Origin of the sequence: Pectobacterium parmentieri (genome assembly GCF_001742145.1) — a bacterium.
GTDB lineage: Bacteria > Pseudomonadota > Gammaproteobacteria > Enterobacterales > Enterobacteriaceae > Pectobacterium > Pectobacterium parmentieri.
Map to the genome: position 1 here is coordinate 2,580,444 of NZ_CP015749.1, position 26,953 is coordinate 2,607,396.

Sequence of the window (26,953 nt, forward strand, 5' to 3'; positions counted from 1 at the left end):
AGAGGAAATAAAAATCATTTATTTACAACAATGAACACGAATATATTTAGCCTGCAAAATAATATATTATTTTATCATTCATACTTATTAATTCGAATTTCAGGAAAAAAGGGGGGGAAGTCGTCGAAAACGAATTTCCCCACCAATGTACATGTCATTCGAAGTATGATGAATATAGAGAGAATCAAACTTGACACGTCAGGATCTTTACTCGTCACTCACCTTATAACGCTGGCTTTCAGCATCAAAACGATACTCCAGTAGAATATCGCCACCGCCGTGGGAATAACAGTTCAGCGTGATACTGCGGTTATCCACACCATTCTCAATATTCATATAAACTGGAGTCATGAAGAAGCCAAACTGGCATTGCTGAAAATCAGGCTTAAGAAGCTGATCGACATTCCCGCTTTTCTTATTAATAGCCTTGATCCCCTCAACAACCATGCCTGCATCACTGTTTTGGTACACTCCAACGAAGCTGTGAGTCGCCGTTTGTCCCCAGAAAGGAATATCGACCTGCCCTTCTACCTTTGCGTGCGGCTCACTATCATCAAAGGATGAGACACGCCGTAAGCTAACATCATAACGTGCTTTCCCATTTGACCACTCGCCATGAAGTTCTTCCCCTACTTCCGTTAATTTAAACGGGCAATGTGTCATATCCATGTCAGACTTAACGCCCTGAACGATATATTTATCATAATCCTGAGGAGTATGAATTTCACAGATCTCAAGCGACGTTTCTGAGATCCGCCCATACAGAGGGATCGGTGCCCGGTATTTATCGTAAAAGTAGCTTCCCAAAAGGTTCTTATCTTGGTCAATACTGTATTTCTGCAATGAAAAATGCACCGGATAAGGCCCAATATAGCCTTCGTAATTGCTCACGACATACCAACCGGCATGCACTTCCCATGTTGCCGTCCACAGTCCACAGGCTATTAAGGCTGATACTGCTAATCTCATACATTCACCTTGTTTACCCGCCATACTTTAGCCGCATGTGCGTTGGTTTTTCCGTAACTCACGTTATTTAGTGTGTCAGTCATGAAGCACCGTCGTTCAAAAATGACGAACAGTTTCAGCGCATCAATCTAATCATGGTGGCAGCAGGGGCAGATTTCCACCTCAGAAACCGTCATAGCTGTTGTTCCCTGGCAATCCCATTCGACACGTACAGGCTGCGCCTCTGGCTTCGAGTGATGCAAATATTTATTAACCGGGCTTTCCGTCATACCGGTAATCACCTCAGTAGCGATAAGCTCATCACCGACAAAAACACGCGCTGTCGCCTGTGATGCTTCTCGCGTTTCACCGGATTGCCGATACAAATAGTTAACCGTGAGTTTAATGCTAGACATAACGCTTCTTAACAGGGAAAAGACCAGGAAAACAGTGTATCGCGTTCACCTGCGCTTGTAGAGCACATCCGCTGCAAGCGCTATCGCAGGATGATGTTAATACCATGATAGTTTTAAATTTTTTAAAAATGGAAAGATTTAGTCACATAGAATCGCATGATTGGTAATCAAAAAGTTAAATCTTATATCTTTTGGGTATTAATGAAGCATAAAAAACAGCCGATATCTTTTCTGATAGGGTGTTTTTTAATGCAATTGCATTTTTCATAAATAGTGTTTGGTATAAATACCGTTTTATATTAACCGTGTTCTGACTGAACCATTTCATTAGCGTCATCGTGTTGAAGAATAGGAAATTATACTCAGCAGATTGGTGCCTCTTCCAAGGAAGATAATTAACCTGCTGGTGTTGGTGGCACGAATCTCAACAATGGTGGCATTACTGTATGTGGTTTTAACACACTGAAGTAACTCACTGGTAAACCCCATTACCAGCATTAAATAGATATAAGAAGGAGTTATACTGTGGTGATTCCAGATATTCAAATCGTGAGTACAACAACCCCGGCCACCATGCCTCCTATTGGTGCTGCTGCCAATCCAACGGTTGTCGCCGCTATCAGCCCGGGGAATAAAACCGACACATCAGCAAACTCCGACTCTCAAAATATGCCAAGTTCGAACGAAAGTACGAAAGTTACGCTGTCGTCTCAAAAGAAACGTGCCACTGAAGAGAAAGATACCTCACAACCCGAACAGATTAAGGCACAGCAGAAAGCCGCTACTGAATACTCTCTGGCGATGACCAGTATTCCTTTATACAACGGTAAGCTCATTTCAGTGGTTAAATACCCAGATGGTAATTCTGAAATGTTTGATGCCTTTACAGGACAGCGCATCACACAAGAAGACTTGGCACTCATGGGTGCACTTCATGGTTCTGATGGCGAACAGGTATTACATTTTGAGAGTAAAACGTCATACAGCAATTTGTCTGCAGCCGAAGTTTATCAGCAAATTCAGGAAATGCTGCACGGTTCAGGCGATCAAGAATAACGGTCTTAGTAACAACGAGATGCCAAGACAAATAAACACATTGCCTTGGCATTAAAGAAAAATATAACGTTACCTTAATACTATAAGATAGCTACTTGATAGCAACCGGTCGATTAGCAATGAGTGCTTGCGCAAACTCAGCTAATCTTGTCAGGCCATATTCCCAGGGACCAAACCCCGCTTCTGCATTAATATGCCCTGCATCGCCCACATCAATCAGTTCACTGTCCCACGCCTGCGCCCAGTATTGGGCGCGAGTAAAACGCATTAACGGATCGTTATGGCTGGCAAATGTCAACGCCGGAACCGACAGCGGTGCAGCCTGAATGCGATCGTCGATTTCAAAACGCAGGGGCTCGGCAGGAGCCACCAGTATCACACCCGCGATCCCTTCCTGACCCTGTTGCACAATATGGCAGGAAGCCAGTGCGCCAAAGCTGTGACCGATCAGAATCACAGGCTGTGTACAGACGCTGAGCTCACGGCGGATCGCCAACACCCATCGATCCAGATCGGCCTGATACCATTCCCGCTGACGTACACGGTGCCAGTCAGGAAAACGCCGCTCCCAATGGCTTTGCCAGTGTTCATGATCGCTGTCTCGCAATCCCGGCACCAGCACCATCGTTAGCTGCTGGCCCACTTCCGTCAGCCGCCGATCGATTTCTGTTGTCTGCATCCGCCCTTAACACTCCTGTCTGATCTATCAGACACGGGCTACTTTAACAATCTGGCCTTACAACTTTTCCCTTTGATTTTACCTTTCTGGAACTGCTGCAGCGCACGTTTAGCGCTGTCTTTACGGATAGCCACATAAGCATGCAGAGGGAACATATCAATCTTCCCAACTTCCGCTGCCGTTAATCCCGCATCACCCGTTAACGCGCCGAGGATATCGCCGGGACGGATTTTGGCTTTTCTGCCACCATCGATGCATAGCGTCATCATCTCAGGTTCGAGCGCGACCTCACCACTGCGGCTAATTTCATCCGCCGATGTCCATTTAATTCGCATACCGAGATAATCTTCAATCAGATTAGCGCGATTCATTTCCTGTGGCGTACACAGGCTTACAGCCAGCCCCTGCGTACCCGCGCGGCCTGTTCTGCCAATGCGGTGTACGTGAACTTCAGGATCGAAAGCCAGCTCAAAATTCACCACCAGCGCCAGCTCCTTGATATCGAGACCGCGAGCCGCAACATCGGTTGCGACCAGCACACGACAGCTACGATTAGCAAAGCGTACCAGAACCTGATCGCGGTCGCGCTGTTCCAGATCGCCATGCAGCGCCGAGACGCTAATTCCACGCATGTCTAGTGCGTCAAATACGCTCTGGCAATCACGCTTCGTGTTGCAGAACACCACGCAGGAGGCTGGTTGATAATGGCTCAGAATGGCAATCAACAGCGGCAGGCGTTGCTCTTTCGTCGTCTCGTAGAAACGTTGCTCAATAGCTGACTCTTCGACGTTATCTGCAATCTCGAAACGCTGCGGCTGGCGCTGAACGCGTGCGCTGATCTGTTCGATCTCTTCGGGATAGGTAGCAGAAAATAGTAACGTTTGACGATCGGACGGCGTATAGGAAATGACATCATCAATGGCGTCAGTAAAACCCATGTCCAGCATGCGATCCGCTTCATCCAACACCAGCACTTTCAGGCTATCCAAGGACAGTGATCGCTTGCGTAAATGATCCTGAATACGTCCCGGCGTCCCAACAACAATATGCGGTGCGTGAACCAGTGAATCGAGCTGCTGCCCCATCGGCTGACCGCCGCACAGTGTCAGAATCTTAATGTTTTGTGCAAAACGCGCCAGACGACGCAGCTCTTTGCTCACCTGATCGGCCAGTTCACGCGTCGGGCACAGCACCAACGCCTGTGTCGTAAAGTCGCTCACGACAATACGATCCAGTAGCCCAATGCCAAATGCCGCCGTTTTGCCGCTACCGGTTTTCGCCTTGGCCCGCACGTCCGCGCCACTCAGAACAGCGGGCAACGTCGCCGCCTGGACTGGCGTCATGTCGGTATAGCCCAGTTCATTAAGATTGGATAACTGCTCTGCTGGCAGCGCGAGGGAAGAAAAAGAGGTTGTACTCACAGTGATTACTCTACCAAGGACGAGATAACGAAGGTGACGCCGAGTCAAAGAGCGGCGCAGATATGCCGCAATCATAGCAGAGTTCGCCATCGTTGGCCGATTTACCTCCCGTTAGGCTATTAAAACAGCGAGGCGAATCCTTTATTCACCAAAAAGCCCTGACCTTCGGGTGATAAAAGGTAGTTCGCCAACAGTCGTGCCTCACGTCGAACCGGCTTCATGATGGCCAACATGTACTCGGCATCAATACGATAGGGATCGGGTAAATGAACCACGTGCAGATCCGGTTGGTTGAGCAGCAACGGCAGATAGCTGGCATAGCCAATGTGCATATCACTCTGTCCGTTACGGATCAGGTAACTGCCCGCCGTCATACCGGCTGGAATGGCATGGTCTAGCCCCCCGCCTACCAACGGTTTCGCCTTGTCCCGCAGTTGATTTCCCCATCCACGATGCAGACGTTCGATGCGATCAAAGAGTTGAAGAGCATAATCCCCGCCGGGATCACTGCCGGGCGTTGAGGTAGAAAGCACAAAGCGTGGGTCAAGCAGCGCCATCAGCCAGGATTGCGTGGTGAGTTCAGGCACATTACGCATGACGATACAAAGATGGTTGCGCGTAAACACGGAGGTTTCCTCCGCCAGTCCCAGTGCCTTCAAGCGTAAAGGGTGCGCACAGTTTGCCGATGCAAAAATATCCGCCGCGTCACCGTGCAGCACCTTTTCACTCAGTAGTCCCGCGGGGCCGAAAGTCGGTATCACCTCCACCGCGTAACGTTCACTGAATGTCGTCAGCAAAGGCGCAAACGCGAGGCGCAGGCTGCCAGCCGCATACAGGTGCAGAGGGTTGGTCACGGACGCTCCGTCATGGTTAATATCGGTATCAACGCGCGATACGGCTGCGGTGCGATTTCCACACAAACCTGCCGTATCGGGATGCCGTACAAACGCGACAAATTGGCCTCCGTCAAAACCTCATCACAGCGACCATAAAGATAATGCTGATTATCCATCAGGAGCAGCGCCTGCTCTGCAATGGCTAATGCGTGGGAAGGGTCGTGCGTAGTCAGCAGGATACTTAGATGCTGCGTTCTAGCCAGATCCGCCAATAGCCGCAGCACCTGCGCCTGATTTTGAACATCAAGCGCCGCCATCGGCTCATCCAGAATCAGCGTCTGACACTCCGACGCCAATGCCCGCGCGATTAACACGAGCTGTCGCTGTCCACCGGACAACGTGCTAAATTCATACTCGGCAAGCGAGGCGATACCCAGCAGGGTCAGCGCGTTCTGAGCCACGCGGATATCATGGGCGGAGGGCATCGCAAACAGCCGAACACGCGCCGCACGCCCCATCAGTACCATATCCAGAACGCTATAGGAAAACGGTGGAGTAAATATCTGTGGCACAAAACCAATACGTCCTTCGCGCTGGATCGTCCCAGAGAGCGGCGATAAGTGGCCCAGTAAGGTATTCAGAAGCGTGGTTTTCCCTCTACCATTCGCTCCCAGAATTGCCGTCACCTCACCTTCCCTACAGCACAGGTTCAACGGTGAAAAAAAGCCCCGTCCCTGTTGGTAGCCATACACAAGCTCTTCTGTCGACAACCTGATGAGAGACATGCTAGCGCCCTCCAGCCTGTCGCTGTGTTTTATACAGCAGCACAGCAAAAAGTGGTGCACCGAGTAGCGCCGTCAGAATCCCCAATGGAATTTCAGCTTCGCTGAGATTGCGCGCCAGATCGTCTACCAGCACCATAAAACCCCCTCCAAGCCACAGCGACACCGGCAGCAGGCGACGGTGATCTGCCCCCACCAACCTACGTGCGATATGGGGGATCACCAGCCCTATCCAACCGATGCTGCCACTGACCGCCACCTGAGCAGCCACGATGGCGGCACACAGACTCAAAATCAGCCAGCGCAAGGGTTGTACGGCGACACCCAGCGCACGTGCGTCCTGCTCTCCCATCGACAACACGTTTACGTGCCAGCGCAGCCGCAGCAGCAATCCCCCCGCAAGCGCTAATGGCACCGCCAGCGTCATCAGCGAGTTCCAGTGTGCGGTGGCAAAACTACCCAGCAGCCAGAACACAATACTCGGTAGCTTCTCTTCGGTATCTGCCAGATATTGCATCAAGCTGACCAGCGCCCCAAAGAAGCCACTGAGGATGACACCTGCCAGAATCAGGATCAGTACGTTCTGCTTACCGAATACGGCGGCCATCATGAAAATCAGCAGGAGCGCCAACATGCCGAACGTAAACGCAGACAGCAGCAAAAGCAGCGGCGTCCAGCTTAATAAAATTGCCAGCGTGCCGCCGAAGGCGGCACCAGCGGAAACGCCGATAATATGCGGATCCACCAGCGGATTACGAAAAACGCCCTGCAGCGTGGCCCCACTCAGCGCCAGTGCCGCACCTGCACACCAGGCCAATAGCACGCGGGGTAAGCGTACACTCCACACCACCTGCCGCTCGATATCACCAAGTAAAGGATTGCCATCAGACAGTGGTTCGATAAGGATCTGGATGATGCGCCACGGGGATAAGCTAAAACGCCCTATCCCCAGCGAGCAAACGGCAATCAACAACGTGGACACCACCACCGTCAGCAGTGTGATCCGGTAGGTGCGATAACTCATTGCGCCGCAGAGGCTTCTGCACGGTAATCCATGCGATAGAAGCGCTGGTAATACTCATCAGCAGCTTTTTGCATATCGATATCAGCGAAGCGTTCGGGATACAGCTTTTTCGCCATCCACAATTCGCCAATCGCTAACGCTTCCGGCATCGGATAACCCCAGGCTTTGGCGTATTCCGGCATCAGATACACGCGATGCTGTTTCACCGCATCAATCGCCTGCCAGGCGGGATCGTTGACGATCTGCTTCACAACATCCGGGTAGCGATCCTGCACAAAAATCACCTGTGGGTTCCAGGCCAGTACATTTTCAATCGATACCTGTTTGAAGCCTTTTATCGAGGCTGCAGCCACGTTCAACGCTCCTGCATGCGACATCATCAGGCCGGTATATTTTCCTGAACCGTAGGTTGTCAGATCTGGGTTGGCCATATACACGCGGATTCGCTTTTCCTCTGGGATAGGCTCCAACCGTGCGCTAACGTTCTGCCGCTGCGTAAAGGTATAGTCAATCAGCGCTTCCGCCTGTTTTTGACGTTCAACCACTTCACCAATCAGCCGAATTCCTGCCTTGAGCCCTTCGTTATACGCAGTGTTTTCATCACCCATCGTAGGATTGATCTTGTCGGCTTCTCCCGGTTGATCCTGACGTAACGAGATCGCCACAACAGAGATCCCCGTCCGCTCAATCTGTGAAATCATTTCCGGCGGTGCATAGTTAGCTACAAAAACCACCTGCGGCGACAGCTTCAGCAAACTTTCAATATTGACCTGCGTGAGGTCTCCCGGCATCGGTAGATCCGCTAGACGCGGTGCCAAGCGCAAATAATGCTCACCCAACTGTTTCTTCCAACTGGACAGCACCCCAACGACGCTCTCCTGCGCATCCAACTGCACCAACAAATTTAGTGTTTGGTGCTGCAACACCACCACACGATTAACATGGTCTGGGATCGTCACATCGCGCCCCAGTTGATCGGTGACCTGACGCGCCGCCCAGGCGTTGGAAAACACCAAAAACAGCCCGGTAAACCACAGCGTGTAGCCAAATTTCTTTATCATGTTCGTATCCTAGTTTTCGTTATGTATAAAATGATACAGCGATAAGGAAAAAGAAAATACTGATCTCACTCATAATAATATTTAGATACCAATTTTGGGGTAGATAAACAGGGGCGCATAATTCCCTAAATAACAAAGGCGCTATTTACACGAGCAACGTCAGAAATCATCTCCCAAAAGGATTATTTATTCTGCTAACGCTTGGTCAGATAAACTGAATTATTACGTTAAAAAAATGATATTTATTCTCACTATTAATCGCGTAAAGTGTTCCCATTACTGAATTTGTAGCACCTTGCTGTGCAGGGCGAACGTGCTAAATATTTGTCTGAATATAAGGATAAATACCCTATGAAGAAGATTGGCTTTTTATCATTTGGCCACTGGACACCATCGCAGCAGTCCGGCACACGTTCAGCAGCAGATGCATTACTGCAATCCATCGATCTTGCTGTCGCTGCAGAAGAGTTGGGCGCTGATGGCGCTTATTTCAGGGTGCATCATTTTGCCCGCCAACTGGGCTCACCTTTTCCACTGCTGTCGGCGATTGGCGCGAAAACCCGCAGTATTGAAATTGGTACTGGCGTCATCGACATGCGCTACGAAAACCCACTGTATATGGCTGAAAACGCCAGTGCCGCCGATTTGATATCTGGGGGACGCTTACAGCTCGGCATCAGCCGGGGTTCCCCTGAGCAGGTGATCGATGGCTGGCGCTATTTTGGTTATCAGCCTACAGAAGGTCAGTCTGAAGCCGATATGGCACGGCATCATACCGAGGCACTGCTGGATGTGCTGCGTGGAGAAGGGTTTGCAAAACCGAATCCGCAGCCCATGTTCCCGAATCCACCGGGCCTGTTGCGTCTGGAACCCTATTCTGAAGGGTTACGCGAACGAATCTGGTGGGGTGCTGGCTCGAATGCCACGGCAGTATGGGCAGCAAAACTGGGAATGAATTTGCAAAGCTCTACGCTGAAGGATGATGAAACCGGCGAACCTTTTCATATTCAACAAGCACAGCAAATTCGCGCATACCGGGCAGCCTGGGCTGAAGCCGGACATACACGCACACCTCGCGTCTCCGTCAGCCGTAGTATTTTTGCACTGATGGATCAGCGCGATCGTGCCTATTTCGGCGGAAGCAGTAACGATAGCGATAAAGTCGGTTTTCTCGATGAGAAAACGCGCGCGATTTTCGGACGCAGTTATGCTGCCGAACCAGAAGCACTCATCCAACAGTTAAAACAGGATGAAGCAATTGCCGAAGCAGATACAATATTGCTGACTGTGCCGAATCAACTCGGTGTTGATTACAATGCGCATGTTATCGAGGCAATTCTGAAGCATGTCGCGCCTGCGATGGGGTGGAGAGATTAGCCTCATCACCTATAATGATGGGCTCGTAACCATACCGTCACACGAGCCGTTAACGCCGCCAAGAATCAGGGGAATAAGGTACGATTTTTACCGTAATTCCCCCGGTTTTTTCTACCGCTGAAACGACGCAACGCTTTTTAATGCTATTTTGAAAATATAGTGTCTGGACCTCTTGAATTCCCCCCCTCACTCGGCGTAAATTTAGCGCCGATCCCGTCATAACTAGTGTGATTCTGGTGATGACAACGGAAAAGATTACCCTTCGGTGATATAACCAACAGCGTAATTACTTCCTTCCATAATAAAACGCACAATCGGGATCGTTGCTGGCGTGGTTTCTGCTGGAGAATAAATCGGTGAAGTATTTTTTTATGGGTATCTCATTCTGCTTAGTCGTTTGGGTGAGTACCTTTATGCTGATGGTAGAATAACCTGTCATTTGCCCGGCAAAGATGTATTCGCTGAAGGGCACACACAGAGATAAAAAAGGCTGATGGTATTTATACCCTCAGCCTATTTTTATACCCTTAATCCGCCGTCGAATAATGATGTAGCCATGTCTGTGCCATTATCTACAAATTGACGCCGTTCATTATTACACTGAACACACCGCCGATTGCCAGCCAGGGGCCAAAAGCCAGCGGTTTGTTCGTCTCTTCTTTGCGCAATCCACGCCAGACCAGAGTCACAACCAACCCGCTCAACGCCGCCACCAAGACGAGATTCGGCAATGCCCGCCAGCCTAGCCAGGCACCCAGCGCAGCCAGTAACTTAAAATCACCGTACCCTAGCGCCTCTTTGCCTGTGGCATATTTAAATACCCAGTAGAGTAGCCACAGTGACAAATAACCAGCCATTGCACCTACCACCGCATCGCCCAATGGGACAAACGTTTCCGACAGATTAAACAATAACCCCACCCATAAGAGCGATAGCGTAAGTACATCCGGCAGCAGCAGCGTTTTTATATCAATAACGGTCAATACCAACAGGAAAGACAGCAGAATCAACGCTCCACACAGCGCCATACCGGGCGTCCATAGCAAACCCGCCGTTAGAAAAACCAGCAGGGTGATAGCCTCCACCAGCGGATATTGCACAGACACAGGTTGATGACAGCAGCGGGAGCGACCGCGTAGCCACAACCAACTGAACAGCGGGATGTTATCTTTCACCGCAATAGCGTGCTGGCAATGTGGACAAGCCGAAGGCGGCCACCACAGGTTATAGCGCGTACTATCACAATTGGAATCCGTTATTCCCGCCTGAATATCAGTGTCCTGCAGCCAATGTCGTTCCAGCATAATTGGCAGGCGATAAATCACGACATTCAGAAAACTACCAATAATCAGCCCCAACACGCCTAGCGTACAGAACCACCATGCTGGAAAAACCAGTGCAAATTCCCTCAAATCGTCCACGTTAGTCCCTGATTATTGATAAAGAAGCGGCGTAGGTGAGCGTTTCATTCTTTAATACCTGACTTAGCCTTCATCCGCCCGTTCTAACATCAACCGGGTGACATCCACCATCCCCGGACTTTGCTCGACGGCATTCACATCCAGCGACACAACTCGCACGCCGTTTTGCTGTTCCAACTCGCTAAGCCAACGCAGCAGACTATTGAAATCGCTCTGAGCGAGCGTCACCGACGCCTGATTGCCCTGCGGCTGCAAGCGTGCAACGGTCAGTCCATAACGCTGGGTACTTTGCGAAATCAAAATAGGCAGACTGGCTTCCCTCTGACTATTTTCCCCCTGCGCCTGATTTCCCTGCGGAATCGATGGGGCCTGTTTCTGCATCCAGTTGACAGTCTGTTGCTCACGGGAAATTGTACGTTCCCACAGTTCTTCCCGCTCCAGCCAAGGCTGGAGGATAGCGTAATACACCAGACAGAGCAGAAGCACCGCCGCGCACACGACCATAAGCTGACGCTCGCGTGGGCTCATCGCCTGCCAGCGCTGTCGTAATTCATTCATTGCTGGCTCCTTAATGTTAACCGGCCTTCAACCCGATCGTTTTCCTGCCGCATCTCTCCTGCCTGCACCTGATAATAGGTAGCCGCCTGCTGCTGAAACTGCTCTAACTCCTGATAAGACGAACCCTGCAACGCCAACCGGAATTCACCAGCAGAACCGTCGTAAGACAGAGACTGAATTTTGATCGCGCTATTTTGCGTCATGAGTTGTTGCAAAGGGTTCAATTGCTCCAGTAGCCCCTTCCCTGCGCCCCCGGCCGCGGTACGTTGCAGATGCTGCTGCATCTGTGCTCGCGGGTTAACGACATTCGTCTCGGAAGGGAAAATTTGCCGATAGACACGCACGCTCTCCTGCCGCCAATGCTCAGCCTGTTGATAAAGCTGATAGTGCGCCCAACCCGCATCCGCCACGACCAGCAGAAGGTAGCAGGCAAAAGCGATTCCAACGCTACGCCACGGCCGCAGAGTGTTTTGCCACGCTTTCTCCGCCGCATAATCGCCTTGCCGCAAATCAACCGAGGCAGATAGGGACGTTGTTGCTGCCAGTGTGAAGAGATCCGTTTCCGGCTGCGCTTTCCACTCGCCCTCTTCCTGCCATTCGTACTGTGACAGCTCACCACCGACCGATGCAGCGCTATAGCTGTATATCGCAGGCAACGGCATAGATGCCTTCAGCAGGTCGCCACACCAAGACGATTCTGCCGCCATGGCATGGCCCGTAGGCTGACGGAACAGCCACATGCCATCATGTTCCAACGCGCTCCACCCATCCAAATGTTTTGGCAATACGCGAGCATCAGGCAATAGAGCATCAACGTGGAGACCCAACGCATCACACTGCGCCAGCCACTGCTGCATTCGCCTTTTCTCCACCACTGCGATCGTACCGTCATCGCCATGAATTTCCAGCACGGCAAAATGCAACTTTTCAATATCCGTAGCCAGTTGATCTTCCAGCATAAATGGCACGACTTGCGTCAACTGACGCCGCGCCTGTCGGGGTAGCGTCAGGGCATAAAAGGTCACGTCAGTGGCCGGAACCAGGACGCGAGTAAACGTCACAGACGGGTAAGCCGCTAACGCGGGACGAACCTGCTCTACGCTACCACGCCCCTGACTTAGTAAATTCTCCCCATTGGGTGAACGGACCTGCCATTCGATTTCGCCCTGTTCCTCTACCGGAAGACGCACAATGAGGCACGGATGTCGAACCACCGAACCTCGATTTAATGGGACTTTCGCGGCTTTTTTCTTCCATTTTCCCGCTAATTTCATGGATTCACCGTCCTATATCCTCCATATTGCCGCTGCACAACCTCTACTTTTTGTCCACTCAGATGAAGCAAGCTACGTTGGTGAAAATCAGTGTCGCCAACACGCACCTGAAGCTTTACAAAGAACCATTCACTTTTCACTGCCAGCACCCGCTGCGCGGTATTTTTACTATTCGGAGGCAATAATCCGGTTTGCTGTAGGACCTCCAGACTTGCCCACCCCATCCGAGGACGTTGCTGCACCAGTGCTTTTGCCTGCGACATCGTCATTTCATTCAAGAAAACGGCAGATAACAGCGGCGCATCAGACTCCGTTAGTGTATTGATATTAATGGACATCGCATCCACTGGCAGCGCACAGACATAGGGCAATAACCGGCGATAGAGATCGCTATCCATGCCGTAAACTGCCCGTAATTCGCTGATTTCACTCATTCTTTGGTTAGCGGTACGATAAGGCACAGGCAGCGTGGCATAGACCTCGTCTTCTGCACCGTTCGCCGATGGATAGTTATCAGCATCAATCCAGTCACGCACTGCGGCGGTGATTTTCTCTGCACGATCCGCTTCCTCACCGAGATTTTTCAATAGAAAACGGAAAACCTGTGCCGGATAAGGTGTCTTCACCAGCGTACTTTCGTTATCCACGCCTTGATTGATCGCATTCAGATTAAAGCAGGTACGCGCATCACTAATCTGACCAATGACATCCCCACCGTCCACGGGAAAACGCTGGCTTGGCTGCGACCAGTTTTGCCCGACAAACGTGCGACCAGGCATATTTCGGGTATCGCGCAGCAATATCTGCCCGCTTAGCGTTTCCGCCCCTAACGCAAACCATTTCGCCTGCTGGCGGCTTAAATGATTTTCGGTACGCAAAAACGCTTTACCGGTGCGTTCCGTAATCACCGCAGCTATCGTTACCATTAATGCCAGAATCAAGAGCACCACTAACAGCGCAACGCCGCGCTGACGCGACTTCATTTAACTGGCCCGGTGGTAATCAAAAACATACGCGACATTTCTCCGTAATCCCTTAAGGTCAGTACCACTTCAATCCCTTGTGGCAATTGCGTACTGTTATCCCAGTGGTCGCGCCAAGTTTTATTGCTGAAAAAACGTAGGCGGAAACCATCAACCTGCGTGAGAAGCGGTTTTACACCAGGCTCAAGCCCTTCAATAGGATCGGGAACCGAGTGCGTTAGCCGTTCCAGAGTATGCTCCCGCAGTCGATAGGCCACAGGCTGCAGTTCAGAACGCGGCAGAATGCCAAACGGGTTCTGCCAACCATTGCGCATAAAGCTTGCGCCCCAGTCATCACTTTTTAGCCGATCGCGACCCGCATAAAATATCGAGGTGCTCCCCCGACTACCACGTGCGATCATCTGGGAAAAATCGCTGTCCATTTGTGAAAAAGCGCGCTGTATTTCAGCCAGACGCTCAGCCTTACGCTGCGAGATTTCATCGTTGCGCATCACACCGTTCAGCACCTGAAACGCGCTGAGACTCAGCGCCGCAAAAATAGCGATCGACAGAATCATTTCCAACAGCGTAAAACCCTGCTGGTGCCTGTGCCGCACGGTCTCTCGCATTCTTCTGGTTTGATTACACATCCTTGTTTTACTAAACATTATGGCTTCACCACATAGGTGCGTAGCGAGGCATCGGCGGCAAAGGCATCTTTATTACGCCGCACTTCCACATCCAGCGCTTTAGTCTGGGGGTCGCCAGTTTCTATGCCCTGCCAGCGCCAATGCCAACGCACGCCAGCAAATTTCGTTTCCCCTTTCACCCACGACGCTTCCGGCCAGCGCTGTTCCAGTCGCAGTTGAACCTGCTGGTTTTCAGCCACCCAGCCAGCAAATGTTTTCTCTTCCAGTCGGCTCAGGCTGCTTGCTTGTCTGGCTGTCGTTTGCAAAACGGCAATGCCCGCCAGAGCAAAAACGCTCAGCGCAACCAACACTTCCACCAGCGTCATCCCTTTCTGCCGTCTCATCGTTTCTTACCCTGACTCATCGACGTCACAAACCGTCCGTTGGCATCGACCTGAAGCCAATTTGAGAGCGCTTTGTTTTCAGACTTAAAGGCCAGACGGAAAGGCGTGATTTCACCACCGGGCAAAATCAGGATATCGGGGTCGTCACCGCTCTGTGTTTTATCCACTTTTCTCCCATCGGCCTGCAATAGCTCAAGCCGTAACGCATCGGGCAACGTCGCCGATGCCTTCACTCGATACGGTTGCCACGGTTGCCACTTATAACCCTGCCAGCGATCGCTACTCGGCACAGGTACGCCTTCCGCTGCAGCAGGGCGCTGGAGTTGATAAAACTGCCAGCGATCGGGATAGATGCGAACACCCAGCATATATTCATTAACCTGACTGCTTTCAGCGGCAAATTCCAACTGCGCCTGAAAACGGGTCAACTGCCAGGCGCTATCATTCTGGCGCTCGGGAGGAAACGCCATGACCACCATGCTAGCTGCGATACCAGCCAACAATACAACCAGCATCATTTCCAGCAGGGTAAAACCCTGCTGTTTCCTCATTGACCGCTTCATTACGCTTCTGCCGTCCTCTTCCGCCGTCATCGCTAGCGATTGCCGACAACCATCGTCGGCAGCAATCTTCTATAAATACAGGCGTGCCGTCGCATACCTTTATTTTTTATCAAGATTCCAGTTGCCGATATCATCTTCCGTTCCCGGCATACCATCTGGCCCCAAGGAGAAGATATCTAACTTGCCGTGCTGACCCGGGTTTAACAGTTGGTAGTCTGTACCCCACGGATCCTGCGGCAGGCGGCGAATATAGCCATCGGCCGGGTAGTTACGCGGTTCCGGTTGTACCGTCGGCTTCGTCACCAACGCTTTCAGCCCCTGCTCTGTGGACGGATAACGGTTGTTATCCAGCTTGTACATATCGAGTGCGCTTTCCAGAGAGACAATATCGCTGACGGCTTTTTGTCGATCCGCCTTTTCTTTATTCCCCATCAGATTGGGCACCACCAAACTCGCCAGCACGCCGAGAATGACAATCACCACCATAATTTCCAACAGGGTAAAACCACGCTGACTATGACCACGTTGATACTGTTGCATCCTTACTTTTCCTTGTTCAATTGTTGGTTCTCTTACGAACTCATTAACGTATTCAGTTGCAGAATCGGTTGTAAAATCGCCAATACGATAAACAACACCACTGCCGCCATGCTGACCACCAGCAGAGGTTCAAATAACCCCAGCGCCAGCGTCATCTGCGAACTGAATTCACGATCCTGATTATCCGCTGCCCGTTCCAGCATGCTGTCCAACTCGCCGCTGCGCTCACCGCTGGCAATCATATGGCGCATCATCGGGGGAAAGAGCGCCGTCTGTTCCAGCGCCTTGTGCAGACTGACGCCCTCTCGCACCGCATCCGTTGCCATCGAGAGCCGATGGCGGGCGTAATCATTGCTCATTACATCACCACTAATGCGCATCGCCTGTAACAGCGGCACGGCACTGGCGTTGAGAATGCTGAGCGTCCGCGCGTAGCGTGCTGTATTCAAGCCGCGAGCGATACGCCCAAGCAACGGTAAATGCAGCAGGTGTCGATGAAAATTAACGCGCCGCTTTTCCTGCCGCAGCATCACCCGCAGCGCCATAAATCCAGCCAGCAATGCCAATAGAAACCACGGCCCAAACGTGCGCACGGCATCGCTCATCCCCATCAAAACTCGGGTAGAAAGTGGCAACGCCTGCTTCATGTGAATAAATTGCTCGACGACCTTCGGCACCACGACGGACAGCAAAATACTGACCACCGCAATCGCGACCACGGTTAACACACAGGGGTAGATCATTGCCTGCTGTATGCGGCTACGCATCTGTTGTCGCTGCTCGGTGTAGTCCGCCAGCCGATTCAACACGGCATCAAGGTGACCGGACGTCTCGCCTGCTGCGACCATTGCGCAATACAGCCGTTCAAAGCTACTGGGAAAACACTTCATGGCATCGGCCAACGAGTGGCCTTCCATCACCTTGCTGCGTACCGCCGCCATCAACTGGCTCAGATGCGGCTTTTCACTCTGCTTCGCCACCGCATCCAGCGCTTCTTCCAGCGGCAGCGATGCCGCCACCAGCGTGGCTAACTGGCGCGTCAACAGCGCTAAATCTGAGGTACTAATACGAATTTTTCGGCGTAGGGAGAATCCCGTAGAACGGGTTTTCTGCTGGTCGCCTCGGCTTTCATCAACCGACAACGGCACCAGTCCACGTTCCCGCAATAGCTGGCGCGCCTGTCTGGCGGAGTCCGCCTCCTGACTGCCACGGCATTTTTTCCCCTGCGCATCCAGCGCTTGATATTGGTACTGTGCCATATCATTCCTCTTTGGTTACGCGGATCACTTCTTCCCAGGTTGTGAGCCCCGCCAGTACCTTCTCCAACCCGTCCTGACGGATTGTCGTTCGGCTCTCCCCCAAAATCTGCGCAATCGCCATTTCCCCCTCACTACGGTGGATCGCCGTGCGGACATCGTCATTGATCAACACCAGCTCATGAATGCCGATACGTCCGCGGTAGCCGGTGAAGCTACACTGCGGGCAGCCAACGGGGTTGTGCAGCAGCGTATCCGGCGCGATCCCCATCTGTTTCGCCTGAACCGGATCGACAGGCTGCGGCTGACTACAGTCAGAACATAACGTTCTAACCAGACGCTGTGCGAGTACGCCCAACAAAGAGGTTGATAGCAGGAAAGGTTCTACACCCATATCCTGCAAACGAGACAGCGCGCCCAGCGCACTATTGGTATGCAATGTGGAGAGTACAAGGTGGCCAGTCAGCGATGCCTGCACGGCAATCTGCGCGGTTTCACCATCGCGAACCTCCCCTACCAGCACCACGTCCGGATCCTGACGCAAAATGGCACGCAGCCCACGGGCAAACGTCATGTCCACTTTGGTATTGACCTGCGTTTGCCCGATGCCTTCCAGCTCATATTCGATGGGATCTTCCACCGTCATGATGTTACGTTCCGAAGCATTCAGGCGGCTAAGCGCGGCATAAAGCGTGGTACTTTTCCCCGACCCCGTCGGGCCGGTGACGAGAATAATACCGTGTGGGCGATGGATCAGGCTGTCCAGCAGTTGTCGATTGCGTTCCGACATACCCAGCAATTCAAGATCGAGCTTAACGCTGTTTTTATCCAGCAAACGCAGCACGACACGCTCACCGTAATTCGACGGCAGAGTGGAGACACGCACGTCAACCGCCCGTCCTCCCACCCTCAGCGCCATGCGCCCATCCTGCGGGATACGCTTTTCCGCAATATCCAGCTTTGCCATGACTTTGATACGCGACACCAGCAGCGAAGCCAGCTTACGCTGTGGACGCAAAATCTCACGCAATACGCCGTCAACCCGGAAACGGATCAGCAAATAACGCTCATAGGTTTCGATATGAATATCCGACGCCTTATTCTTAATCGCTTCGGTTAACATGGCATTGATGAGGCGGATAATCGGCGCGTCATCATCGGCATCGAGCAAATCATCACTATCTGGCAGTTCTTCCACCAACGTATAGAAGTCCATCTCATTACCGATGTCCTCCATCAGACGGCGCGCTTCTTCCGAATCGCGCTGATAGCTAATGACTAACTGTCGTTCAAACTCGTCTTCCGTCACCCGCTCAATCCTGAGCGGGCAGCCTGCAACCCGACGCGCCTCTAACAGCGCTGCCGCTGGCGTCTGCGCAACACAGATCGTCTGAAGGCTTGCATCATTATCCCCCTGCAACAGCAGAATTTGCTGCGATCGCGCATACGCGAAAGGCAATATGGGACGTAATTCTATAATCGAAGAGGCAACGTCGCTCATTTCCCGCCTGCCGGGTAAAATGCCACGATAGAGGACTGAACCTGACGGAACGTATGGGCGTTCCCCCCCTCAGGTAAGCGCAGCAAGTCGTTATCCAGCAGCCCTCCCTCACCGTTACTCACATTTCGCTGCTTCTCTTCTTCATTGTTGAATGAGCGATACTTACTGGCAGAGGCGCTCTGGTATTCGCTACGATCGCGGATAATGGAAGGACGGATAAACAGCATCAGATTACGCTTTGACGTTTCCTGACTGTTGGATCGGAACAAGTGCCCCAGAATCGGAATATCCCCCAATAGGGGGACTTTACTGGCAGACTCACGCGTACTTTTATCCAACAACCCCCCCACCACAACGGTTTCGCCACTGCTGACCAACACTGCGTTATTAACAGTGCGCGTATTGAATGTTGCGCCCAGTTCAGCACTGCTGCTGGAGGCGGCATCTGCTACGCTGGAGACTTCCTGCTCGATTTCCAGTAGAACGGAGTCGCCTTCGTTGATTTGGGGTTTCACCTTCAGTTTGATACCGACCGTTTTACGTTCCACCGTTTGGAAAACGTTGTCGCCGGATGTCGTTTGCGAACCCGCTAATACAGGCACTTCCTGGCCGACGTTAAACGTCGCTTCCATATTGTCCAGCGTTACAATGCTCGGGGTTGCCAGAATATCGTTCTTACTGTTGCTGGACAGCGCCGTCATCAGCATGCTCCAGTTCCCCTGATAGAAACCGGCGGCAATCCCGTTGAAACTGCCAAGTGCACTCGTCGCTGCCGTGCTAAGCGTCCCATTACGCCGAAACTGGTCCGCTCCCGCCATCATGGTCGTGATCGGTAACCCGGTATTCGTGAATTGCGTCGTCCCGGCATTTTTATTAGCCCACTGCACGCCCAGATTCATCCCATCGGCATCTTGTACTTCCGCGATGATCGCTTCGACTAATACCTGCGGACGACGGATATCCAACTGTGCAATCACCTGTTCCAGATCGCGCATAATGTCAGGCGCGGCATTCACAATCAGCGAGTTGGTTTGCTCATGCGCCTTAATCGAAATGTCTTTACGCAGCGCGGGCAACGCATTCTGTTGATCAGTTTGGATACTGTCACCTACGCCCGTAAGCACTTCGACCAAATCGGCGGCCTTGGCGTATTTGAGATAGATGACTTTAGTATTGCCCTGCACCGCCTGCTGGCGATCGAGCTGCTTGACCATATCGATAACGCGCTGGCGTGAATTCGGTTCGCCACGTACCAGCACGGAGTTGGTTCGTTCGTCGGCCACCACATTCGCGGTCAACATCCCCGGCAAGGCAGATTTCTCATCCATCTTGTTCAGTTCGTTCACCATCTTCACCACTTCCGTCGAGGACGCGTAAGACAGTGGGATACTGGTGACATTCCGATCGCCCGTCTGATCAACCCGTTCGACGATCGTCATCAGCCGCTTGATGACACCCGCGCGCCCAGTCATCAGCAACACGTTCGAGGGTTCGTAATGCACCACACTCCCGGCACCCGCGTTGTCGTTCAACTGGCGCAGCAGCGGTGCCAAATCGCGTGCCGCTACATTGTTAACTGGCACGACGCGCGTAACGACTTCATCGCCGATACCCGGCTGCTCATCGCTCGCCAGCGGCATAGATGTCGATTTCGCATCTTTTGAGCGAATAATCTTCAATACATTGTTATCCATAGGAATAACAGTAAATCCGTAGACATCCAACACGCTAAGGAAGAACTGGTAATACTGCTCTTCGTTCATCATGTCATAGCTGCGAACGGTAATCGTTCCGCTGACCGACGGATCGATAATAACGGTCTTATTCAGATTCTTACTGACGGTATTGATAAACTCCTGAATATCCGTACCTTTGAAGCTGGCGGAGAACTCAGCGCTCCACGCTAACGATGACGCCATCAGCAAAACACTCCCGCCAAGCAATAACATGCTCTTGCGGCGTACATGACCAAGCCATTGGTTTTTATATTTCGAAAAAACCTGACGCTTAAAAAATCCCTGTCCCTTGCTAAACAAATTAGTGGTCTCCATCCAGTGCCAGATATATATCTTGCTGTTGACCATCACGCTCGACGGTCAAATTAAATTTGCTCATCCCTGCCAGTTGCGCCATCGCCTGCTGTGCCTGATCCGTATCGCGTAAATCCATGCCGTTTAATGACACAGCGAGATCGTTATCCTGCAAGCCTGCGCGGTAGAAAAGATCGGGGTTTTTGCCGGGGTTTAACTGATATCCTTTCAGTACTTCTTCTTCCGTGACGGGGGAAATGGTGAGGTAATCCTGCGCCGTAAAGGGATCTTTTTGTATCTCGCCCTTCACCTGACTAAAAGCACCAGGAGACGGCAGCGCATCAGCAGCGTGTTCTTCCTGATACAAATTCAGCGCCTCATATCGCCCCTGATACTGGAGCACGACACGATCGGCAGAGATAGTCACAATTTTGGCTTCATAGCCGGGAATGGCATCGCCGACGTTGCGACTGTATTGCTGACTATCTTTAGCGATAATGGCAATCGAACGTTTGGCGTCTCCACTCGCCAGCACCCCAGTCAGACTGATATTTAACGATGTCAGCGGGATATCACCGGATAACGCAGCATCGTTAACCACAGGCGCATCGGGGGCATGGCCGAATAAGGTAAAATCGCCAAGCGTAGCGGGCTTTTCTTTCGCCTGGGCAGGCGTAACAGACACGCCAACAACGCGTGAGTCTTCAGGCAGGAGAAAATGCCAAGCCAGTACGGCCAACTGCTGACAAATCAGCAGCAAAATCACCCCCAACACGATGCGTCGAATCAGAGGAGTTGGCAGTGACCGAAGAGTGGCAACCAACGAATTAAAAGACGGTTCTTTGAAAGCTTGCAATCGTGCCATAGAGTAATCATCCATAATACTCCCCACGCCCAGCGACGTGGGGAAAATGCCTTATTCCGTTGCGGCTTCCCGGCTGATGGTCTCATCATCGCGGGTCGTCAGCGCGGCATCATTATTTACACGGTCTTTGAGCCCGATATTTTCAATATGGCCGAAATTCCAGGCTCCCGGTACATTCTCAAAAACGACATTCTTAAATTCACTGTTCTTCAGGAACGTGATATCAGTGGCTTTTACATTTTTGAATTTTACATTCTCAAAATGCAGGCCTTGGTGATAAGCATCACGCCCAAAAGAGAACTTATACGCATCAGCCATCTCAGCGATGGTCATCCCATCGACCATGATGCTGTTTTTCTTCGCTGAACCATCAACCGTGACGTTGGAAACGGTCACATCGCGGAACTGTGCGGGTTCTGCCGCTGGCTGGGTATCGTTCACGTCCGCTTTATATTTGATAGTGAACACGAACGGTTCCTTGACAATATCACGCATCGCGTTATTACGGAATACCACGTCACGCGAGCCGCCACCATAATAGGGACGACTCTTCATGCGCAAGCCAACATCCGTCTTATTCATTACGTTATCTTCAGCAACAATTTTCTCGATCCAGGCACCAGTATGGCTACCCGTGACCACCGCACCATGCCCGCGACGGAAGTAGTTATTGAAGATCCAAGCGCCGCTCTGCGCTTTTTGCCCCAGCGTCACCACTTCGGCACCATACCCCGCGGCAAAGTTTACGCTGTCATCTCCTGTATCAAAAAAGTTATTGAATACCATGACATTCTGGCTATTTCCGAATTCAATACCATCCGCATTATTAGCATCATACGTCGTGTGTACCAGCGCATTCATCGCCACATTTTCGGATTCCAGTACCATCACACCGTGGTATGCAGGATTCAGAATTGTCAGCCCTTCCAGATACATATTGCTCACACCGCGCAAGGTCATCAGGCTGGAGCGGCGGTTTTTATACGCCTCATCCAGTAGCATTCCTTCAGCAACGGCTTTTGCCGTTTGGTCTTTTGCCAGAATACCGTCACTGCCAACATTAGTCGCTTTGCTCGCACGGTAGAGCGGCAACTCATTCTTTAATTCATCAATTTCAGTAATGTTTTTATCGCTGGCTTTAATGCCACGCATCCAGCCATTACCATCAATCGTGCCCTGCCCGACGATACGAATATTTTTAAAGGTGCCAGCATGACTGCTACCCTGATCGTCCGCTTCCAATACGTTAATCAGTGAGGGTGGGCGCTTAGGCAATTTAGGTGCACTGTACGGGTAGAGATAGTAGCCACGCGCGAGCGGGTAATCGTCACCGTTTGCCGACCCTAGCAACGTAGCACCTTTCGCAACTTCAAACGTCATATCGCTATGCAGGAACAGCGCTCCGGTTTTAAACGTGCCACCTTCAACCACGACTTTACAGCCTTTCGGATACGCGGCTGGCGTACAGTCATCAATCGCTTTCTGAATCGCCAGCGTATCGTTTGCTATCCCGTCCCCTTTCGCACCGTAGTTAGTCACGTTCAGTGAGGCTGGCGTAGCAGTCGTTTTCTGCACAACCGCTTCACTATCAACAGATTCTTTGCCATCGTCATAAAGCGCGCGCACCGTGAAACGGTACTCAGTTTCAGGCGACAGGTTAGCCACCTTGAAATTATGGAAACTGACGCGGACGTGCCAGTTGGTGGTATCGATCGAGTTATAGAAATTATCGATATATGGCTTAGCTGGCGAATGCGCGTTCTGGTTATCAATGGTTCCGCCCAACAAGGTTCCATTCATATAGACACGATAATCTTTAATGTCTGCGGCAGGTTTAGTCGGTTTTTCCCAGGCTAGTACCACGCTGGTATCATCATAGGCTAGCGTCGGCACTTTAACATTCTGTGGCGCAGCGGAACGATCGACACCAACATCCGGCGTTGCGTCGCTATCGTTGCATCCGGCAATCAGGCCACTCAGGACTAAAGTCGCGCAAAACGTAAGGCGGGTACGAAGTAAAACAGAAGTCATAACATTTCCTGTATTTTTACTATTATTTCCCCGATATACCCCACCCTACAGCAGGTTCATTACTGCAGAATGATAGATATTGGGCTGAAGGATTACAGATAACTATTTCAATAAAAATAATGTACTAATAGATAATTCCCTTCAATGGTGATCCAGCATTCCCCTTTTACCTCAACATTAAAAAAAACATATAGAAAATAAATCCACAGAAAACCCTGCAATATTAATCACATATTTTAAAATTTTTCTTATACTCTAAAGAATTCGAACTCCAGGCAAGCGGCAAGTGAAGGCGTCCCAATGAGCTTACTCAGGTAAGTGATTCAGGTGGCAAATCTGCCGGAAGCAGATTGATCGCGCCCTTGCCAATAAAAAACCAGCGAAATCTCTGTAGAAAAAAGCCACATAGCACTACAACCAATTAACACTCATCGCTGTTAATTAAATTATTATTTCCCTTCACATTTGCTGATTATCGAAAATCAAAAAACACTATACCAACAATAATAAAACGCGATTTCATGAAAGCAAATTTACACGTTCTTTTTGCGACCCGCATCAAGATTCCGTCTGTGATTATTATGATTGTAATAGCTTTTAATCAAAATGGAGGCAGGCTCACATAACAGAGAGATTCAGTTTTTAGCTCTTTCTATTTTTTAAAAAATAAGGCAGATAGCACCATCCGTTTGTTCAACTTTCGTTTATGATGTGATGCTACACGGCCTAAGTAAATAATTAAGGATGAGCGCGTGGATAACGCACCGGACGCACCGATACCCCCACAGCCAGCGCTACTTGCCAGATACCCGATGCCCGGTTATCTGATGGTTGTTTATGCTCTGCTTTTTATCGCGCTAGGCTGGTTCAGCCACCAGCGCTGGGGGAGTCCGACGACTTCCACACCGACCACTCTGGCCGCTACCTTGCCTGCGGTTGAGGGACAAGCACCGACAACATCCGCGGCCACATCTCATCAAGGGGAGGTCCATGCTGATACACCTGCGCCCCCAGAGAAAAAGACCACGCTGCCGTTACCTGCTATCAGCAATGGTGAAATTCCGCCGCTGACCTACAGCGCACATGTTTATACGTCCGATGAAACCAAGCGCAGTATCACACTCAACGGTCTGCAATTCCGCGAAGGCGATTCACCAGTGGAAGGGCTAACCATAGAACAAATCCAGCAAGATATGACCATTTTTAGCGTAGAAGGCGAAGTGTTTATTCTGGAGGCACTGGAGGACTGGCCGGGCGGAAAATTCAACGAGAATGAACGTTCCGCCGACAATGAACGTGGAAGTGCTGCGTCTTAGCCGTGGTTGCGCATGGCATCAATAAACGGCGTCAGGGTACGGTTAAATTCCAAACACTGCGTCTCTTTTGGCGTGCTGTCTTTTAATAACCCTTGATACAAGCTTTCGCTGCGCTGCGGTAAAGCCTGATAGCTCGCAACATCCCAGCCTTTTTGCTTCGCCACCGCCAACGCGACATTAGTAATCGTCGCATCATCGGGGAGATCGCTGCGGCTACATTTCGATTTAAGGTAGCGGGTGGCCGCAACCAGTGACGACAACTGGTTCAGTTGATCGTTAGGAGAGACCGTTACCGCAGAAGACTGACCTGCCACTGTTCCTTTGTGGGCAGACGTTCCTGTTTGTTGGCACCCGGCCAGCGTGACGCAAAGCAGCGCAAACGCAGAAAATTTAGACAGAGATAACGACATGACAAACTCATCCTGATTGAGATTAACGGTAGGCATTCTAGCAAATGATAAGCCGCTGTCACGGCATGTTTATGTTGCTCCCAGTCGGACGACTGGGAGCCGAGGATATCAGGCAGCAGAGTCCTTTCCTGATAAGGGTTTAGTAGTCGGTAAGATACCATCAGCACGGAACATCGTCTTAATGCCACGCACCGCCTGCCGAATACGATCCTGATTTTCGATTAAGGCAAACCGCACATGGGTATCGCCATAATCCCCAAAACCAATACCGGGCGAGACGCAAACCTTCGCCTCCGAAAGCATCCGCTTGGCAAACTCCAACGACCCTAGGTGTGCATAGGCATCCGGAATTTTCGCCCACACGTACATTGATGCTTTCGGTTCATCCACCATCCAACCTGCCTCATGCAGACCGCGTACCAAAACGTTACGGCGCTGGCGATACTGCTCGGCAATATCACGCACACATTGTTGGTCACCTTCCAACGCGGCGATCGCGGCAACCTGCAACGGTGTAAACGTGCCGTAATCGTGATAGCTCTTGATCCGTGCCAGTGCGTTTACCAACTCCGGGTTACCGACCATAAAGCCAATGCGCCAGCCTGCCATGTTATAGCTTTTTGACAGCGTGAAGAACTCTACTGCAATGTCCTTTGCGCCGGGAACCTGCATGATCGACGGCGCCTTCCAGTCGTCATACACAATATCGGCATAGGCCAAATCATGGATCACCAACACATTGTACTGTTTCGCCAACTTAACAACGCGCTCGAAGAAATCCAGTTCGACGCACTGCGCTGTCGGGTTCGACGGGAAGCCAAGAATCATCATTTTCGGCTTCGGAATACTCTCGCGGATCGCACGTTCTAATTCATTAAAGAAATCGACGCCCTCCACGAGCGGCACAGAACGCACCTGGGCCCCCGCAATCACCGCACCATAAATGTGAATCGGATAACTCGGGTTCGGCACCAGCACCGTATCACCATGATCCAATGTTGCTAACATCAAGTGCGCCAGCCCCTCTTTGGAACCGATAGTGACGATAGCTTCGCTTTCAGGATCGATATCAACCTCATAGCGATCGGCATACCAGCGAGAGATCGCACGGCGTAAGCGCGGAATGCCTCGGGATGTCGAATAACCATGGGTATCTTCGCGTTGTGCAACCGTACAGAGTTTTTCCACGATATGAGGAGGTGTCGGGCCGTCAGGGTTACCCATGCTGAAATCGATAATATCTTCGCCACGACGACGCGCAGCCATTTTTAATTCAGCAGTGATATTAAATACATACGGGGGAAGACGATCGATGCGCGTAAAACGGCGCGGAGAAGGTGAATCAGCCATAACATCCTCAAATTAACGTGAGCGCCCGGACCGTCCGAGCGACGCAGTGCCTGTAAAAAGACACTCTACCCAACATCTTTCAAATCGCACGAAGCCAGTTTTCGTCGACTACCGATTTCGTTAATCAAAAAAGCACATGCGATCTCAAGTGTGATGAGTTTATTCAAGCTATCTCAGATAATTCGCTCTGTCGATACCCGTTCATAAATTTTCTCAGCCCGGAAGTAAACCGCATTTATTTCT

27 protein-coding genes are annotated in these 26,953 nt (G+C 51.1%); 4 read left to right on the plus strand and 23 right to left on the minus strand.

Features of this window, described 5'->3' with window-relative positions:
- Window positions 1–207: 207 nt before the first annotated feature.
- A complete protein-coding gene (locus tag A8F97_RS11725; RefSeq protein WP_033071970.1) occupies window positions 208–969 on the minus strand; it encodes a hypothetical protein in 762 nt (253 codons plus the stop codon).
- A gap of 128 nt (window positions 970–1,097) precedes the next feature.
- Window positions 1,098–1,364: a hypothetical protein gene (locus tag A8F97_RS11730; protein WP_014699094.1), complete on the minus strand. Its 267-nt coding sequence runs from the start codon at window positions 1,362–1,364 to the stop codon at window positions 1,098–1,100.
- 525 nt (window positions 1,365–1,889) lie between these two features.
- Between A8F97_RS11730 and A8F97_RS11735 the strand changes: the two genes are divergently transcribed.
- Window positions 1,890–2,420, plus strand: a complete 531-nt coding sequence (locus A8F97_RS11735) for a hypothetical protein (protein ID WP_014699093.1) — start codon at window positions 1,890–1,892, stop codon at window positions 2,418–2,420.
- A 91-nt stretch (window positions 2,421–2,511) separates the two neighbouring features.
- Here the strand turns inward: A8F97_RS11735 and A8F97_RS11740 are convergent, their stop codons facing one another.
- From A8F97_RS11740 to A8F97_RS11765, 6 genes are all read right to left on the minus strand, one after another.
- A complete protein-coding gene (locus A8F97_RS11740) occupies window positions 2,512–3,099 on the minus strand; it encodes an alpha/beta hydrolase (RefSeq protein WP_015729959.1) in 588 nt (195 codons plus the stop codon).
- Between the two features lie 38 nt (window positions 3,100–3,137).
- Window positions 3,138–4,520 (minus strand): ATP-dependent RNA helicase DbpA, encoded by a 1,383-nt coding sequence (gene dbpA, locus A8F97_RS11745; protein WP_033071969.1) that lies wholly within the window; start codon window positions 4,518–4,520, stop codon window positions 3,138–3,140.
- A gap of 119 nt (window positions 4,521–4,639) precedes the next feature.
- A complete protein-coding gene (locus A8F97_RS11750) occupies window positions 4,640–5,374 on the minus strand; it encodes a molybdate ABC transporter substrate-binding protein (RefSeq protein ID WP_014699090.1) in 735 nt (244 codons plus the stop codon).
- Window positions 5,371–6,141: an ABC transporter ATP-binding protein gene (locus A8F97_RS11755; protein ID WP_033071098.1), complete on the minus strand. Its 771-nt coding sequence runs from the start codon at window positions 6,139–6,141 to the stop codon at window positions 5,371–5,373. The genes A8F97_RS11750 and A8F97_RS11755 overlap by 4 nt, the downstream gene beginning before the upstream one ends.
- Window position 6,142: 1 nt before the next feature.
- Window positions 6,143–7,162 carry a FecCD family ABC transporter permease gene (locus A8F97_RS11760; protein WP_015729956.1) on the minus strand — a complete coding sequence of 340 codons (1,020 nt, stop codon included), beginning with the start codon at window positions 7,160–7,162 and terminating at the stop codon, window positions 6,143–6,145.
- The gene (locus A8F97_RS11765) at window positions 7,159–8,223 is read right to left on the minus strand and encodes an ABC transporter substrate-binding protein (RefSeq protein WP_033071097.1); all 1,065 of its coding nucleotides are present in this window, start codon (window positions 8,221–8,223) and stop codon (window positions 7,159–7,161) included. Before A8F97_RS11765 ends, A8F97_RS11760 begins: the two co-directional genes overlap by 4 nt.
- A gap of 351 nt (window positions 8,224–8,574) precedes the next feature.
- On the opposite strand from A8F97_RS11765, the gene A8F97_RS11770 reads away from it, so the two are divergent.
- The gene (locus A8F97_RS11770; RefSeq protein ID WP_025919199.1) at window positions 8,575–9,600 is read left to right on the plus strand and encodes an LLM class flavin-dependent oxidoreductase; all 1,026 of its coding nucleotides are present in this window, start codon (window positions 8,575–8,577) and stop codon (window positions 9,598–9,600) included.
- A 356-nt stretch (window positions 9,601–9,956) separates the two neighbouring features.
- Window positions 9,957–10,031, plus strand: a complete 75-nt coding sequence (gene ypdK, locus A8F97_RS23890) for a membrane protein YpdK (RefSeq protein ID WP_099606229.1) — start codon at window positions 9,957–9,959, stop codon at window positions 10,029–10,031.
- A 141-nt stretch (window positions 10,032–10,172) separates the two neighbouring features.
- Here ypdK and A8F97_RS11775 read toward each other — a convergent pair whose 3' ends face one another.
- The 13 genes from A8F97_RS11775 to A8F97_RS11835 form a co-directional block, all read right to left on the minus strand.
- On the minus strand, window positions 10,173–11,021 hold the full coding sequence (locus A8F97_RS11775; protein WP_033071096.1) for a prepilin peptidase: 849 nt from the start codon (window positions 11,019–11,021) through the stop codon (window positions 10,173–10,175).
- Between the two features lie 63 nt (window positions 11,022–11,084).
- Window positions 11,085–11,579: a type II secretion system protein GspM gene (gene gspM / locus A8F97_RS11780; RefSeq protein ID WP_033071095.1), complete on the minus strand. Its 495-nt coding sequence runs from the start codon at window positions 11,577–11,579 to the stop codon at window positions 11,085–11,087.
- Window positions 11,576–12,853 carry a type II secretion system protein GspL gene (gene gspL, locus A8F97_RS11785; RefSeq protein WP_033071094.1) on the minus strand — a complete coding sequence of 426 codons (1,278 nt, stop codon included), beginning with the start codon at window positions 12,851–12,853 and terminating at the stop codon, window positions 11,576–11,578. The genes gspM and gspL overlap by 4 nt, the downstream gene beginning before the upstream one ends.
- Window positions 12,850–13,836 carry a type II secretion system minor pseudopilin GspK gene (gene gspK / locus A8F97_RS11790; protein WP_014699082.1) on the minus strand — a complete coding sequence of 329 codons (987 nt, stop codon included), beginning with the start codon at window positions 13,834–13,836 and terminating at the stop codon, window positions 12,850–12,852. Before gspK ends, gspL begins: the two co-directional genes overlap by 4 nt.
- Window positions 13,833–14,432 (minus strand): type II secretion system minor pseudopilin GspJ, encoded by a 600-nt coding sequence (gspJ, locus tag A8F97_RS11795; protein ID WP_227001545.1) that lies wholly within the window; start codon window positions 14,430–14,432, stop codon window positions 13,833–13,835. The genes gspK and gspJ overlap by 4 nt, the downstream gene beginning before the upstream one ends.
- Before the next feature lie 50 nt (window positions 14,433–14,482).
- Window positions 14,483–14,848 (minus strand): type II secretion system minor pseudopilin GspI, encoded by a 366-nt coding sequence (gene gspI, locus A8F97_RS11800; protein WP_014699080.1) that lies wholly within the window; start codon window positions 14,846–14,848, stop codon window positions 14,483–14,485.
- A complete protein-coding gene (gene gspH, locus A8F97_RS11805) occupies window positions 14,845–15,411 on the minus strand; it encodes a type II secretion system minor pseudopilin GspH (RefSeq protein ID WP_014699079.1) in 567 nt (188 codons plus the stop codon). Before gspH ends, gspI begins: the two co-directional genes overlap by 4 nt.
- Window positions 15,412–15,510: 99 nt before the next feature.
- The gene (gene gspG / locus A8F97_RS11810) at window positions 15,511–15,951 is read right to left on the minus strand and encodes a type II secretion system major pseudopilin GspG (RefSeq protein WP_005969985.1); all 441 of its coding nucleotides are present in this window, start codon (window positions 15,949–15,951) and stop codon (window positions 15,511–15,513) included.
- A gap of 32 nt (window positions 15,952–15,983) precedes the next feature.
- Window positions 15,984–17,210 carry a type II secretion system inner membrane protein GspF gene (gspF, locus tag A8F97_RS11815; protein ID WP_033071093.1) on the minus strand — a complete coding sequence of 409 codons (1,227 nt, stop codon included), beginning with the start codon at window positions 17,208–17,210 and terminating at the stop codon, window positions 15,984–15,986.
- A gap of 1 nt (window position 17,211) precedes the next feature.
- Entirely contained in the window at window positions 17,212–18,708 is a 1,497-nt protein-coding gene (gspE, locus tag A8F97_RS11820; RefSeq protein WP_014699077.1) for a type II secretion system ATPase GspE, read from the minus strand.
- Window positions 18,705–20,657: a type II secretion system secretin GspD gene (gspD, locus tag A8F97_RS11825; RefSeq protein ID WP_025919196.1), complete on the minus strand. Its 1,953-nt coding sequence runs from the start codon at window positions 20,655–20,657 to the stop codon at window positions 18,705–18,707. The genes gspE and gspD overlap by 4 nt, the downstream gene beginning before the upstream one ends.
- An 88-nt stretch (window positions 20,658–20,745) precedes the next feature.
- On the minus strand, window positions 20,746–21,603 hold the full coding sequence (gspC, locus tag A8F97_RS11830; RefSeq protein WP_025919195.1) for a type II secretion system protein GspC: 858 nt from the start codon (window positions 21,601–21,603) through the stop codon (window positions 20,746–20,748).
- A 51-nt stretch (window positions 21,604–21,654) separates the two neighbouring features.
- Window positions 21,655–23,634: a glycosyl hydrolase family 28 protein gene (locus tag A8F97_RS11835; protein ID WP_015729949.1), complete on the minus strand. Its 1,980-nt coding sequence runs from the start codon at window positions 23,632–23,634 to the stop codon at window positions 21,655–21,657.
- A gap of 752 nt (window positions 23,635–24,386) precedes the next feature.
- Between A8F97_RS11835 and gspB the strand changes: the two genes are divergently transcribed.
- The gene (gene gspB / locus A8F97_RS11840) at window positions 24,387–24,950 is read left to right on the plus strand and encodes a type II secretion system assembly factor GspB (protein ID WP_014699073.1); all 564 of its coding nucleotides are present in this window, start codon (window positions 24,387–24,389) and stop codon (window positions 24,948–24,950) included.
- On the opposite strand, the gene gspS is transcribed toward gspB, so the two are convergent.
- Both gspS and alaC read right to left on the minus strand, forming a co-directional pair.
- Window positions 24,947–25,360 carry a type II secretion system pilot lipoprotein GspS gene (gspS, locus tag A8F97_RS11845; protein WP_014699072.1) on the minus strand — a complete coding sequence of 138 codons (414 nt, stop codon included), beginning with the start codon at window positions 25,358–25,360 and terminating at the stop codon, window positions 24,947–24,949. The two genes, gspB and gspS, sit on opposite strands and share 4 nt — an antisense overlap.
- A 108-nt stretch (window positions 25,361–25,468) precedes the next feature.
- Window positions 25,469–26,710, minus strand: a complete 1,242-nt coding sequence (alaC, locus tag A8F97_RS11850; protein ID WP_014699071.1) for an alanine transaminase — start codon at window positions 26,708–26,710, stop codon at window positions 25,469–25,471.
- Window positions 26,711–26,953: the final 243 nt, after the last annotated feature.